The 13,800-nt window shown below is 68.4% G+C and carries 12 protein-coding genes and 1 pseudogene; 8 read left to right on the forward strand and 5 right to left on the reverse strand.

What is annotated here, in order from left to right; translation table 11 throughout:
• A partial coding sequence (locus tag ACIF8T_RS37545; RefSeq protein ID WP_400041614.1) for a hypothetical protein occupies positions 1–1,164 on the forward strand: 1,164 nt, incomplete at its 5' end.
• 242 nt (positions 1,165–1,406) lie between these two features.
• Complete coding sequence (locus tag ACIF8T_RS37550; protein WP_400041616.1) at positions 1,407–1,679, forward strand: hypothetical protein; 273 nt, start codon at positions 1,407–1,409, stop codon at positions 1,677–1,679.
• Between the two features lie 100 nt (positions 1,680–1,779).
• Here ACIF8T_RS37550 and ACIF8T_RS37555 read toward each other — a convergent pair whose 3' ends face one another.
• On the reverse strand, positions 1,780–2,142 hold the full coding sequence (locus ACIF8T_RS37555; protein ID WP_400041618.1) for a hypothetical protein: 363 nt from the start codon (positions 2,140–2,142) through the stop codon (positions 1,780–1,782).
• Between the two features lie 158 nt (positions 2,143–2,300).
• Here ACIF8T_RS37555 and ACIF8T_RS37560 point away from each other — a divergent pair, with 158 nt between their 5' ends.
• On the forward strand, positions 2,301–3,320 hold the full coding sequence (locus tag ACIF8T_RS37560; RefSeq protein ID WP_400041620.1) for a hypothetical protein: 1,020 nt from the start codon (positions 2,301–2,303) through the stop codon (positions 3,318–3,320).
• Between the two features lie 90 nt (positions 3,321–3,410).
• A pseudogene (locus tag ACIF8T_RS37565) lies at positions 3,411–3,593 on the forward strand (UDP-N-acetylmuramate--L-alanine ligase); the annotation flags it as partial.
• Between the two features lie 104 nt (positions 3,594–3,697).
• On the opposite strand, the gene ACIF8T_RS37570 reads toward ACIF8T_RS37565, so the two are convergent.
• From ACIF8T_RS37570 to ACIF8T_RS37585, 4 genes are all read right to left on the reverse strand, one after another.
• Positions 3,698–4,705, reverse strand: coding sequence for a recombinase family protein (locus ACIF8T_RS37570; protein ID WP_400041622.1), 1,008 nt, complete (start codon positions 4,703–4,705; stop codon positions 3,698–3,700).
• Between the two features lie 1,480 nt (positions 4,706–6,185).
• Complete coding sequence (locus ACIF8T_RS37575; protein WP_400041623.1) at positions 6,186–6,404, reverse strand: hypothetical protein; 219 nt, start codon at positions 6,402–6,404, stop codon at positions 6,186–6,188.
• A gap of 139 nt (positions 6,405–6,543) precedes the next feature.
• Positions 6,544–6,978, reverse strand: coding sequence for a hypothetical protein (locus ACIF8T_RS37580; protein WP_400041625.1), 435 nt, complete (start codon positions 6,976–6,978; stop codon positions 6,544–6,546).
• A 240-nt stretch (positions 6,979–7,218) separates the two neighbouring features.
• Positions 7,219–7,899, reverse strand: a complete 681-nt coding sequence (locus ACIF8T_RS37585; protein WP_400041626.1) for a class I SAM-dependent methyltransferase — start codon at positions 7,897–7,899, stop codon at positions 7,219–7,221.
• Between the two features lie 331 nt (positions 7,900–8,230).
• On the opposite strand from ACIF8T_RS37585, the gene tap reads away from it, so the two are divergent.
• The 4 genes from tap to ACIF8T_RS37605 all read left to right on the forward strand — a co-directional run bounded on the left by tap (position 8,231) and on the right by ACIF8T_RS37605 (position 13,745).
• Positions 8,231–10,489, forward strand: a complete 2,259-nt coding sequence (gene tap, locus ACIF8T_RS37590; protein ID WP_400041628.1) for a telomere-associated protein Tap — start codon at positions 8,231–8,233, stop codon at positions 10,487–10,489.
• Between the two features lie 12 nt (positions 10,490–10,501).
• Positions 10,502–11,059 carry a telomere-protecting terminal protein Tpg gene (gene tpg / locus ACIF8T_RS37595; RefSeq protein ID WP_400041630.1) on the forward strand — a complete coding sequence of 186 codons (558 nt, stop codon included), beginning with the start codon at positions 10,502–10,504 and terminating at the stop codon, positions 11,057–11,059.
• A 458-nt stretch (positions 11,060–11,517) separates the two neighbouring features.
• The gene (locus ACIF8T_RS37600) at positions 11,518–12,639 is read left to right on the forward strand and encodes a S1 family peptidase (protein WP_400041631.1); all 1,122 of its coding nucleotides are present in this window, start codon (positions 11,518–11,520) and stop codon (positions 12,637–12,639) included.
• 194 nt (positions 12,640–12,833) lie between these two features.
• Positions 12,834–13,745 carry a hypothetical protein gene (locus ACIF8T_RS37605; RefSeq protein WP_400041633.1) on the forward strand — a complete coding sequence of 304 codons (912 nt, stop codon included), beginning with the start codon at positions 12,834–12,836 and terminating at the stop codon, positions 13,743–13,745.
• Positions 13,746–13,800: the final 55 nt, after the last annotated feature.

A 13,800-nucleotide genomic window follows, 5' to 3' on the forward strand; every position in this document is an offset into this window, starting at 1 on the left:
CCGGCTGCCGACTGTGACACCGATTTCGCGTCGGGGATCCGGCGCGGGGTGATGGCCGCGGATCAGTTCACTCAGATCGCCAACGGCCTGTTCCGCGACGGCCGGCTGTCGTTCAAGGCGAAGGGCCTGTTCGGACTCATCAGCACCCATCGCGACGGCTGGCACCTGACCGTCACCGACCTGGCGCGCCGCGGCCGCGACGGCGAGGCGGCCGTCAAAAGCGGGCTGAAGGAGCTGGAGAAACACGGCTTCCTGCTGCGCGAACGCCAGCGCAACCCCGATGGCACCCTCGGGGCGGCCGCGTACTGCATCACCGACCTGCCCGCCCTGCAAAACCGCAGGTCGCAACCAGAGTCGGGTTTTCCACCAGTGGATAAACCTACGTTGGCTCATCGCCCCACTAAGAACACCATCAGTAAGAAGACCAACAAGCAGAACACCAGACCCCTCCGTCCGTGCGCCCACGACACCGTCGCGCGCACTCCCGCAGGGACGGACCAGCCGCACCCGCCGACCATTCCCGCGCCCGCCCCGCCGGCCGACGAGATGCATCCGGGGATCCGGCTGCTGCTGGAGATCGCAACGAGCCGTCCCGAGCTGCTGCTGACGGGCAAGGCACTGACCGACCAGGGCCGCGTGGTCACCGTCATGCTGGAAGCCGGCTGGAGCGCCGAGCAGCTGCGCCACGTCATCACCGACCGCCCCCTGCCCCACCCGGTACGCACCTCGGTCGGCGCGATCATCGCCGCCCGACTGCGCGCCGCCCAGGCCTACCCACCCCCCACCACCGCGGCCGGCCACCCGGGCACGCACCGCCCGGCCGAGCCGTTCACCGAACCGGCCCCCGACCAGCCGGCGGAGCGCTCCTCGACCAGGGCCGCCGCCCGCACGGTGAACGAGGCCCTGACCTACCGGGCGCTCGTCGAATGCGCCGGCTGCGGAGTCCCCGGAACCGCGCCCGGCGAGGACCTCTGCCCGACCTGCCTGGGCTGGCCACCCTGCCGCACCTGCCCCGGACCCACCCCCCGCCGCGCCCACCCCGACGGCGACGGCCGCTGCACCACCTGCACCACCGCATCGGCCCACCCGGTGCACGGCCTTGGTACTGGTGGGCTCTCGTATTCAACTGTCGCGAGTTCGCCGGGGGCTCCAACCGGCTCGTGACGATGAGTGATCGCGAACGGCGTCCGGTTTCAGGGCCGGTTAGTCTCCTTCACCGACCACTGCCAGGACCGTCGAGCAGCGGACAGGGTGCCCGCAGCGCCTCACCCTACGGCCGCACCATCGGCGGCGGAGACTCCCGCACCCGGTGACGTACGTCCGTGAACGACCCACCCACGACGTGTCGCCCTGCGATCATTGATCCATCTTTGAGTGAGCGACACGAATTGAGATTGAGGAGCACCATGGCGTGGGCCTACGCGGAACTGGCCAAGGAAGCAGCCAAGCGTGGCGGTCCCACCGCGCTGCGCGCCTTCTACACCGGGCGGGGCATCATCGGCGGCGCCATCACCAGCGCCTCCATCGCGGGGACCATCGCCTACGACAAGTGGAGCAAACGCCGCACCGCTGCCGCTGCCGAAACGGCGTCCGACGCTACAACGGAAACTCCAGCCGCTGGCGACACCCGGAGCGGGCAACCTGCCGATAGCTCCCGTACGGACCGACTCCTGCAGTGAGCGAACAGCTACCCAGCGGCGGCATCGGAACGGAAACCGGCGCTAACGCCGAATTCGCCACCCGCGACCTGACCGCGAGGGACCTGGTCCCGCCACGGGTCTACGGCCCGTGGCCGGCAGGACTGCCGTCAGCCACGGGCCCCTGCACGAGCGCCGCCGAACGGCTGTCACGGGACACCAGACGGGCGTCTGGCTCCGGGTACCCGAACCCCCTGAACCCGCCGCCGAGGTAGCCGCCGATCACGATGACCGACGCCGCAGCGCCGATGGCGTACGCGAGCCGTTCGCCCTTGGACGCCTGGACGGGGGACCCCGGAGCCGGGGCCGTCCACCGGTAGACGAGCCAGGCGAGCACCAGCGCGACGGCGACGACGAATGCGGTGAACAGGTCGAACGTCACAGCGGGCATGGGCGCCGTGTCCTGGGAGGCGGCTGCCGAGGTGACGCCGTCGATGCCGAACATGAGGGACCTCCGGTGAGTTGGGATCGTCACGATGGAGGGCGTGGGGGTTAGCCCCGCAAGTCCTCGTCCTCGTGGAAAACCCATCGGACCGCAAGCGCCGGATGGCGGGTAGGCAGAAAAGTGGACCCCCGCCCCGTGAGGACGCCTAGCCTCGGGGCGTGAGCCGTAACAACAAGCCACCCCTCGCGTTCCGGCCCGTACGGCAAGCCCTGGACGCTGCTGGCTACGGTCCGGACGTCTACAAGGACAAGACGTTTCTTCGGGACTACGACGTCGGCTTCATTCCGAAGCTGACCGCGGACGCCGCGGCTGAAGAGATCGATAACGCAGTGCTGGCCGCCGAACTCTGCGCTAGGGCCCGTACTGCCGGCCAGCTGTGCCCGGGGGTGAAAGGGAGGCTGCTGGCGATGAACCCGGATCCCGGCGCCACCCGCAACCTCCGCACCGCACTGCGGAAGGGAGTCGAGAACCTCCTGAAGCGACCTGAGATCGGACCGCCGCCTCCTAGAACCAACGTCTACTCCCAGAAGGCCATCGAGGCGCTGCTTCCGCTTTCACCCAAGCCGGTGCTGGGGATGATCGTCCGCCTCGCCCAGATTCGCGGGATCAGCCAGGATCAGATCAACGCCTTCCTGGAGGACGTGCAGAAAGCCACCGGGGGGAAGCGCGCCTGGAGAACCGGTCTGCGCGAGGCGTTCGGGGTCATGTGTGCCGAGATGGGGCAGCCCCTCAGCACGCTGAGCCAGAAAGCCCTGGAAGAGGCATTCCTCTCCGCCAACCCTCGGGCGAGACGCCTGCGCGAGCTGATGGAGGAGCAAGGCTACAAGCCGGGACCCACGCGCGGCGACGGCATGGTCAGCCTGATCGACATGGTCAGCACGGCCAACCTCACCGACACGGACCGCGCGTTGCGGCTGCTCGATGAAAGCAGCGACGTTGTCTTACGGAGCAGCGTGTTGCGGGTAGGGCAGGCACGACGCACGGGGCACTTCCCGCACGAGGACCACCACATGCAACGGTGTCGGGTGGCGGCCGACTGGGACGCGCTCATCACGTGCCAGATCCTCGACCCGCGCACCTCGGCGTGGTGGAAAGCCGCCTACGGGGACTTCCGCCCCCTCCTCGGCATCGCTACGGAGGTCATGGCCGAAGTGGCCCGTGGCGCACGGGAGGAGTGAGAGGCGGGCGGTCAGTCCGGCCCGCGGTCCGACGAGGCGGCCTTGGTGCGTGACGCGGTGCGCGATCTGCTCGGCGAGGTGTCCGCGCCCTCCGTCCCGGGCGCCCACTACGCCCACTACGCCCACAACGCGGTCGCCGCGCTCGCCGCCGGGGTCGCCCTCGGCATCCTGGCGCACAACCTGGCCTCCGCGCTCGGCTCGTACACTGGGGTCAAGCGCCGCCTCCAGCTCAAGGGCGAGTCGGCGGGCGTGCAGGTCATCGACTCGTACGCCAGCCGGGATATCGGTACAGCTGTTAGCGCTAAGCCGTTGATCATGGTCGGCTCTCGCTCCCCGCGGGTGGCCGAGGCGAGCCCCGAAGCCAGGCGGGGAAGGCGCTACCGCAGCTCGGTGTTCGGGTGGGGCTGGGACTGGAGCCGGTCGCGGAGGTCGATCTCCTCGGCGGTGAGCGGGTCCTCGGGCCTGCGGATGCGGACGGGCTTGGGCCGCAGCGGCAGGCCGTCGTCCACCGCGTCGGCCTCGGCTTCCGCGAGGGTCCGGTACAGCGAGGCGACCGAGGGAGACTTGCCCGCGTTCTTGCCGGTCTTGATGGTGAGCTTCTTGGCGATTTCGGGGACGGGGACGCCCTTGTCCTTGAGCGCGACGGCGAAGGTGAGCATGTCGTCGTCGATGACCTTCGGCCGTCCGCCGTGGTTGCCCTTGGACGCGGCGATGACCTGGCCTTCGAGGGTCTTTTCCCGGATGTAGTTGCGCTCGATTTGCCCGGCCACGGCGAGGACGGCGAAGAACATCGCGCCCATGCCGTTGGGGTCGTAGATCCCGGTGAGCGGGCCGGTGAGGAGTTCGAACTGGATGCCGCCGGCCTGGAGCTCGGCGGACAGCGTCATCAGCTCGGCCGCGTTCCTGGCCAGACGCTTCAGCTCGTGCATGGTGAAGATCACCGGCGTCTCGGGGGTGGCCTCCTTGAACTGGTGGGCCAGCGCGAGCGCCTTCTCCAGCTCCGGCCGGACCTTGACGCGGGTACTGATCTGTTCCTTGAAGACCTTGTGGCACTGCGCGCGGTGGAGGGCTTCGAGCTGGCTCGCCAGTTCCTGGCGGGCGGTCGAGGTGCGGGCGTACCCGATCCTCACCGGCCGCTCGGTGCGGGGCGCGGGCACGACGGCGAGCGCCGGGCCCTGCTTCCACGCGCGGCCCGGGTGCCGGTCGGCGGGGACGCGGATCTCCAGTTCCTCGCGGAGTGCGGGGACGAGGGCGAAGCGGGGGGTGTGGTACTTCGCGGCGGTCTTCCCGCCCCGGGTGCGGCAGGCGCTGCCGGCGGGAACGTCACAGTTCGGGCAGTCATGATGTTCTACCGCAAGTGCTGCCTGATCGAGCGTAAAATCCATCCGGGCAGTCGCTCAGAAGTGCCTGGCACAACATGCGGGTTTCGAGAGGACTTTTGCGAACGGCGACCTGCGGAAATGTGATCGCGGCCGGGCCTCTCGCAGAACTCTCACAGATGGTCGTTTGTGAAATTAAACGCCAGTGCGGCTCTGGCCCCTGCTTGCAGACGGCGAAGATCACCAAGGGTGAGGTGGACGACGCCCTGGTCACCTGTTCGAGCTTCGTAATGAGGAGCCGTATGTCCGTTAGAGCCACCGTTCCTGAATAAGACCAGACACCAGCGTCCCTGAAGGCGCACAGCGTGACCTGTGGTCCCTGCTCGACGTTCTTTCGAGAGATGCCTCTAGGCGGTGAATCCATGCGCGGAACCGCACAATCGGCCTGCGCAGGGGAAACCGTGAGGCGACCTTACACAGCTTCGGGAGGTTCTCTTGGGATTCACCTCATCTGCCAGGCTGCGGTGCGCTGTTGTGGCGTCAACCGTCACAGCAGCGTCGTTGCTGGCGCTGAACCCGGTCCATGCCGCGCCTTTCCCTCAGGTCCAGACGTTCGACTCCGGTGGCATGCATAGGTTCACTGTGCCAGAGGGCGTCAGCGAGATCCAGGTCGTAGCGGTGGGAGCAGGGGGCGGCGGAGGCGGCGGCGGGGGCAACAACGGGGGGCCCCTGAGCGGCGGTGGAGGCAGTGGCGGCGGAGGGGCTGCCCTGGTGTCATGCCGCATTTCCGTCCAAGGCGGATCGACTCTGTACCTCGAAGTCGGCGAGGGCGGCGTCGGCGGCAGGGGCGGAAGCGGAAAGTACAGCAACGGTGGCTCGGGGGAAGAGGGGGAGTCGACCAGCGTCTCGGTTGTCGGAACTGTTCTGGTGTCCGCCAAGGCCGGCTGGCAGGGCTGGGGTGGAGAGGGATCCGGGAACATCCAGAGTGGCTACGGCGGCGCTGATTCAGGGCAAGGCACCGCGGAGAAGAGCTGGTGCGTGGGCGACGACGTCGAACGCCTGTCGGGTCACCGTGGCGAGCGTGGCGGCGATGGGTCCCGCAACACTCCCGGCGCGGGCGGTTCGGGCGGCAAGCCCGCTCGGTACCCCGACACCTGCCGAGGCGCCGGCCGGGGTGGTTACGGAGGGCATGGCGCTGGCAATTCCGGCGGCGTCGATCCTCAGCAGGAGCCTGCCGGCAACGGCACCCGTGGAAACGACGGATGCCTGGTGCTGACCTATACCGCCAACTCAGCTCCCTCCTGACTGGTTCCTCACGGTCGCGTTCCGGGCCTGGCGACCTCCTCGCGGCACTGCTGACCGCCAGTGCCGCGACGATCATTCGCGCAGAGCCTCCCGAGAGGCCGGCTGCCCGCTCCTGCCAGAACTCCTGCGGGTGCTGCGCCGTCGTCGGAGGCACGGACCCGGTCGGTCCACCCCGGCCCGTTCGGAGGCGGCAGGCCGGCCCGGCTCGCAGGCCCGTCGGCACTCCGCGAGGGCATCACCTTCAGTCCTCCGCTCCGTCGTCGTCCTCGTCGTCGTCCAACCCGGAGGCGTCCGGGTCGCGCAGCGGTCGCCCGCTGGCGGCGAGGGCGTCGTTGAGGCAGGTGTAGATGTAGTTGCGCGGGATCGCCCGGTCTTCTGGGCCGCAGCGACGCTGGAAGAGGAACGGCATCGGTGCACTCCAGAGCCGTTCCAGACTGTCGTAGGCGGAGACCAAGGGCATGGCCTGCCGCCCGCGCCGGACGCGATGAATGACCGCCGTCAGCACCTAGCGGGCACCGTCCGGTCAGTGCCCTGGTCGCCCGGGGCAGCTCGGGCGGTCCTTCGCCCGCAATGCCGAGCCGAATCGGAGCTGCCGTTCGTCAGTTCTGGCCGGTGGTCTCGCCGCGGAGCCCGGTAGCCAGGCTGAGCGTCTGGGCGGCGAGGGCCTTGCGGTGGGCGTGCTTGGCGTCCAGTTCCTCGTGCAGCCGGGCGGCCTCCGCTCCAGCGTCGATGTCGGGCCTGCGTACCGGGGGGTGGCCGGCGGGGAGGATGGACTGCTCGTAGGCGTCGGCCATTAACTCGTCGCCTTCCCCGCGCTGGAAGGATGCCCCACTGCTCAAGGGCTCGGCAGCAGCCTTCCACGCGTCGATGGCGCGGTGAGCGTTGTCGATGGCAACGACGTAGGCGTGGTGGCCGTGCAGCCAGCTGCCCTTGCTGTTCGGGTCTTCCAGGGCCTCCTGCCGAACGTCGACCAGGTGCAGGGCGCGTGACCTGTGACAGCGAACCTTGACCGTTTGCCATCGAAGGTTAACCACTGCTCAATTCGTGCCAACCAAGATTGACCGCCCAGGTCAATGTGCTGGATACCATCCCGATTGTCGGTGGCTTCGGAGCGGAGCAGTGCGCTGAAGCGGAATTATCGGCACCCGAGCCGGAACGACTGCGCGGTTTCGAAGTAGCGAGAACACCCTTGATCTATGAGAGGCCGCAGCCCGTTTTCGGTGGCTCGGTCATGCAGTCTGCCCAGATGCCGGGCCCGCTGTGAGCGGAGGGACTCAGCGCAGCCGTCGCGCACGCAGCACCAAGTCGTCGGTGTGGTGCGCGCCGGCGCCGCCGTCGGGTGCCACCCGTGGTCGCTGCTCGTTCACCTCCACCTTCCAGTCGTCGGTGAGCAGGGCGGCGACCATCGAGGGCCAGACGTAGTCAGCCGGGTCGAAGCCGCTGTCGTGCGCCTGCTGGGTGTCCACCCCCGCGTGGTGTACGAGCAGCAGCACGCCGCCGGGCGCGACGGCCGCGAGCAGCGCTCGCTCGGCTGCGGCGTCGGGGGTGCGCAGCAGGGCTGGATACTGCGCGGAGACCAGGTCGAAGGAGGCCGGCGGGAGCGCCGCTTCCGTCAGCGCGGCGTGTACCCAGCGAACGGCGACGCCTGCGTCCCGCGCATGCCCGGCCGCTCGCTCCAGCGCCACGCCCGAGACCTCGAGCGCGGTCACGTCCCAGCCACCGCGCGCGAGCCAGACGGCGTCCGCGCCCTCGCCGCAGCCGACGTCGAGCACCCGCCCGGGCGTGAGCCCGGCGACCTCGGCCACGAGCGCACCGTTGGGCTGGCCGCTCCACAGCTGTTGTCGGTCGGCGTACCGGTTGTCCCACTCCGCCCGCACCGCGGGGTCTCCGACGTATCCGTCGCCAGGCAAAAATGTGTCAGACGCGGGCGATCCCGCGGTGATGTTGTCGGTCACGGGCCCAACGTCACCCATCGTGGCCCGGTCACGCAACTGCTGTTGCCGCTCCGGCAAAACGGTGTCCAAGGGGCGAGGAACAGCCGGGCGTAGTCGCACTGGACGTCATCGAAACAGACCGGCTGCGGCATCCTTGACCTGCGCAGTCAATCTTCGATGGCACAAATCGTCGTCAATCAATCTGCGGTGGCAATCAGGCAAGGTTCGCTGTCACAGGTCAGCGCGGTCGAACACTCAGACCGACACCTAAGCACTTGGTGCGCAATTTGTACGCTAAAAGTGCGCCATCCGTACGGTTCAAAGGGATAGGGTGTGGGCCTGGAGGTGTTTCATGTCGGAGTTGTTCGAGGCGGTCGACGCGCTGGTGGCGTCCCGTGCTCCGCTGCCATCAGCCCAGGAGCGTAAGCGGCTGCGGGTCGCGCACGGGCTGACGCTGGACGAGGTGGCCACCGCGCTGAAGGTGCGCCGGGCGACGGTGTCCGGCTGGGAGTCGGTGAAGAAGACGGTCGAGCCGCGGGGGCCGGAGCGTGAGGCGTATGCGCGGCTGCTGAACAAGCTCGCGGAGCTCTACCCCGCCCCCTCGGTGCCGGAGGGGGCGGCCGGCCCGGCGGCGCCGGCCACCTTCACCACCGCGCCTGCCCCTGCGGAAACGCAGCCTCTGCTCCCCGGCCCGGTGCCCGATGCTGCGGCCACGACGGCAACCGGGAACACCCACACCGCCCCTCCCTCTCCTGCTCCGCCGACTCCTCCCGTTCCGGCGGCCGCGCCGCGTCCGGCGCGCACCGCCAGGAGCACCTCGACGTCGCACCGTCCCGGCGCGCACAAGGCGGCCCCGGCCGGAGCGCCGGCGGGCGGCTCAGATCCGCGCTTCGAGAACGGGCCCCTGGCGGTCGTCGACGTCGACACCGACGGGCAGGTGCTGGCGTACTGCACCGGCGGCCTGGTCCTGGACGTGCCCGCCAAGTCCCTCCCGGCCCTGGTGGACTGGACGCTGCAGGAGGCCAGACTCGGGCAGCCGAGGCTGTCCGGCCCGGGCAAGGACGCCGACCCGCTGCTCGTGCTCACCGAGGCCGCGCTGCAGCGCTACGGCCTGCCCGCCACCCTCACCGAGGAGGAGCGGCTGGCCGGGCGCCTGCCGGAGGGTCACAAGGTCGTCAAGCAGCTGGCCCGCGCGGAGTGGAAGCTGACCAAGCGCGGCCTGGGGCCGTGGGCGCGGATCTACCGCCCCGCCACCGGCTCAGAGCGCAACTGCGTACAGCTGTGCATCCCGTCCTGGCACGCGCTGGACTCCCGGCACTGGGGCGAGGCCGCGCAGCTTCCGCCGGCGGACCTCGCCCGCGTCCTGGGCACCTACGCCTCCCGCGTGATGACGCCGCGTGGCTCCACCGCCGTCACCGGCCTGGAGCTGATGACCGCGCTGCACCCGCCGACCCGCGCCTCCGACCCCGACGCCGACGGCCGCCGGCACTCCGAGCACAACCCCGGCAGCCTGGGCAAGGACCCGGTCGATCCGGCGCCGTGCGAAGCCCCCGACGGGCACCCCCTCCTGGCGGACCTGCCCCGCTTCCACGTCCGCGGCCCCGCAGAGAAGCTGTTCGAGGAGGCGTACGACTGGGCGCGGCCGATGACGGATGCCGAGTGCACCCTGCGGCACCTGGTCGGCATCGACGTGAACATGGCCTTCGCCGCCGGAGCCAACGGCCTCACCGTCGGCCTCGGCGCACCCACGCACGTCACTAACCCGGTCTTCGACCCGAAGCTACCCGGCTCCTGGCTGGTCGACCTCTCCCACGTCGACCTGTCGAGAGTGAAGGTCGGCAAGCAGTGGGCGAACCTGGACGGCGACCTGCTGCCCAGCCCGTTCACCCCGAAGGGCGACCATCCCGAAGGCCCGGCCTGGTACGCCACGCCCACCGTCGCCTACGCCCAAGAACTGGGCTACGAGGTACGCCCGATCGAGGCGTGGGTGCGCTACGACAATGGCCGCTACCTGGATGCCTGGTACGCCCGGCTGCGGGATGCCTACCTGGCCACGATGGCCGACCTCGGCGTGCACGCGGACATGGCGCCGGCGGACTTCCTCGCGGCGATGGACGGCTACAAGGACCGCGACCCAGACCTGGCGATCGTCGCCTCCGCGATCAAGGCGACCGTGAAGGGCGGTCTGGGCAAGCTGCGCGAGCGCCCGCGCGGGGAGGGCTGGCGGCCCGGCCAGCCGTGGCGGGCGCTGTCCCGCTCGACGTGGCGGCCGGACATCCGCGCGGCGGTCATCTCCCGCACCCGCATCAACCTGCACCGCAAGATCGTCAAGCATGCGGCGTTCACCGGCCAGTACCCAGTCGCAATTCTGTCCGACTGCGTCGTCTACGCGGCCGGCGGTCCCAGCCCGCTGGACTTCCTTCCTTACCGGGAGGGCAAGCCGCTGCCCGGCGGGTTCAAGCTCGGCATCAACCCCGGCCTGGTCAAGCACGAGGGCACCCAGAGCGTCCTGTGGGGCGAGGAGGTCCGCGAGCGGTTCGACGCCCCCGACCTCAACCTCGCCCGCTACATCAAGGACGGCACCGTCACCGACGTCGACAACGGAGAGTAGGAAAGAGCGACGATGAGCCTGATCGGCGACGGCCTGGACGCCGCGGTGCAAAAAGCGTTCACCCGCCCGACACCCAAGAGCGCACCCGCGCAGATGCGCTACCTGGTCAAACAGCTCAAGGGCACCAAGGCGGTCGCCCAGCTGCTGCGCATCTCCCAGCGCACCGTCGAACGGTACGTGAAGGACCAGATCAAAAAGCCCCGCCCCGACCTCGCCGCGCGCCTGGAGCGCGAGGTGAAAAAGCGGTGGCAGCCGCAGGTCCGCGCCCGGGCCCGGCAGAAGGCGGCCACCACCGGCGGCATCGTCATCGACACCCGCGCCCGCCTCGGCTACACCGCACCGATCGGATCGACCGACGAGTCCCGCATCCGCCATCTGACCGTCGCCCTGCCCCCGCAGCACGCCGCCCGCCTCTTCGACGCTCAAGAAGCCGGCGCCGGCGACCAGCAGCTCCAGCAGATCGCCGCCGACGCGCTGCGCGAGGTGTACTTCCAGGATGGCGGCCGCCGCGCCGGGAGCCTGGACGAGGTCCGCTTCACCGACATCGAGCACCTGGAGTTCGAGCTATAGCCGGCCCGTATACCACGCGCGCTCCGGACCGATTGTGACTGAGCGCTTCAGCTGGCGAGTGAGTGCGCGAGTTGGCGCGTGAAGAGGGGCGGCGTCGACGGCTTGAGTGAGTTGGGCCGGGGCGGTGGGGTGGGGTGAAGCTCAACCACCAGAGCGGCCAGCTCTGCGTACGAGGGTGACGGCGGGGTGGAAGACACAAGATCTCTACCGGACACAGTGACCACCCCGCGCCCCGTCACCCCAGCTGGCGGGCCGTCGTAAACAGCTACGGCGGCGAGGCCAAGACGCTTTTTCGTGGGGACTTTCCGGCCCGCAGCTTGTGGATTTAAGCCAGATATGATCAGCAAACAGGAATGTCATGTTCAGTTCATTGGTCGGTCATCTGCTGTCGTGAGTCTCGCCCGAGCACGTCGATCACAGGGAGCGCAATCCAACTTCGACAAGCAAGGGGGCCATGCATGCGAAGACGTCATCACGCGTACCGAGAGATCGTAGCGGCGGCGGTCGGCGGGGTTCTCGCACTGACCACACTTACCGCCGCCCATGCAGTGCCGGCACCGCTCACCGATCCGGCAGAGGCGGCGGCGATCGCCGATCAGCTGGGCGACAAGCGCACAGCTGGTATCTACTACCAGGACGAACGACTCGTTGTCGCCGTTACCGATCAGGCCGCAGCAGAAACTGTGCGAAGCACTGGGGCGGCAGCGGAGGTCGTCCCACACAGCGCGGCCGAGCTCAGCTCCGCCAAGGCGGAACTGGATCAACTGGCGGGGATACCCAACACTGCCTGGAGCATCGACCCGAGCAGCAACCGGGTGAACGTAAAGATCTACGACGGGGTCTCCGACGTCGACAGAACTCGAATCGAGAAGGCCGTTTCCGGATTCGGGGACGCGGTCGACATAACCGAACACTCCGGCAAGATCGAATCGACCGCGTACGCCATGCGCGGCGGCTTAGGCATAGTGTCGAATTTCACGTCAGGCGGGACAAGCTGGACCAGAACCTGCTCTGCCGGATTCAACGTGCAGAATTCCAGCGGTAAGAAGTACATGCTTACCGCCGGCCATTGCATGGAGGGAGGCGCCGTCACCTGGCGCCGCAGGAGCGGGGACGTTCCCCTCGGAAGGGCCATCGACTGGGCCTACGGCAACGACGTGAATCAGTCCGACTACGGAGTGGTGGAGTACAGCAATAGCGACGTCGCGCCGTACGGAACGATCCAGTACAGGGACGGATCGGAAGGGCAGATCTCGCGTTCCGCCTCCGCGTTCGACGGGGAGAAGGTGAAGCGTGTGGGGACCATGAGCCAGGACCTCGTGGGCATGGTGCTGGCGACGGATGCGACGGTCACCTACAGCGACGGCACCACGCTCCGCCACATGATCGAGGCGAGCAACTGCACCGTGCATGGTGACAGCGGAGGCCCCCTCTTCAGCGGTGAGACGGCGCTGGGTATCAATTCGGGCGGCAGCTATGCCGACCAGCCATGTGGGGATTCGGACAGCCAAGCGGACCGTTCCAGCTTCTACGAGCCGGTATACAAGGTGCTCTCCTGGGAAGGTCTGAAGGTCTACTAGGCCACAGACGACCTCTCGCTGCCTGCGGCCCTGAGACACCAACGCAGGTGCAGCAGGCGGCGAGAGGCCGAGAGTGAACCCAGATGCGCCCCTCCGCGTCGAAGGTGGGGGAGTGGGTCAGCGCTGGGCGCTGAAGAGTCCCCGCGCCCTTGTGTTCCATAGCTAACCCCTCATCGACTGCCACAGAGGACTTCATGAATACGCAACCGAAGCGCTCCGTCTGCATGCTGTTGGTATCACTCCTGAGTACGAGCCTCCTTGCTGGCTGCAGCAATGATCAGAGCACAGGCGATGATCGTGCGAACGATCAGTCGCTGCGCATGCAAAAGGAGCGCGCCCGTCAAGTAGCCGATGCCTGGCGGGCATCTGCGGCCGCCGCTGCCTGGGCGCAGGGCTACTACCCGATGGCCGACGCGGTGCAGAAGCCGGAATCCGGCTGGCGCAGTAAGGCGGACGAGCGAGCCTACGAAACGAAAAACTTCGTCCTGGGTGGCGATCTGCCCAGCACGGCCCCCACCCTCGGGAAGGTGGACTGGGGAAACGGGAAAAATCTCACCCGCCCGCTGATTGGGGCAAAGAAGGCATACCAGTCGTTCGCTCTTAACCGCAGCGCCGGACCCCACCTGACCGTGACTGGGGCCCGGCTCGGTACGACAACCATCGTGACAAGCCGCGGCAAGGCAACCGTTCCCGCCTGGTTGTTCACGCTGGAGAGCTACGAAACCCCGCTCAAGCGTGTCGCCGTAACCCCGTCAAAGCTTCCCAAGCCGCCGATCGGACAAGCCCGACAAGGGACTACTGGCGGCCTCAGGAGCATCGCCCGGCTGGCCGGAACGGCGGCAGATGGTCGCTCCATAACTGTGAAGGCCACTCACGGATCCTGCGACGACGGCCCCCTCGTCAAAGCGCTGGAGACAAATGAGAGCGTAGTGCTATACGCCTCCATTAAGGGGGTCGAAAGCGGCGCATGTCCCGCCGACATGATCGAACAGAACATGAGGGTCGAACTGTCGCAGCCGCTCGGTGACCGCATCCTCCTGGACGCCCTCACCGGTCGACCAGTGCCGTTCGGGGACCCCAAAGGGACGGCACCGAGTTGGACGTAAGCGCAACATCATCAGCCTTTCCATGTACGCCGTCCACTCGGAAGCAGTCGCCGAG

This window comes from Streptomyces sp. NPDC085946 (assembly GCF_044540485.1).
In the GTDB taxonomy this organism is placed as follows: domain Bacteria; phylum Actinomycetota; class Actinomycetes; order Streptomycetales; family Streptomycetaceae; genus Streptomyces.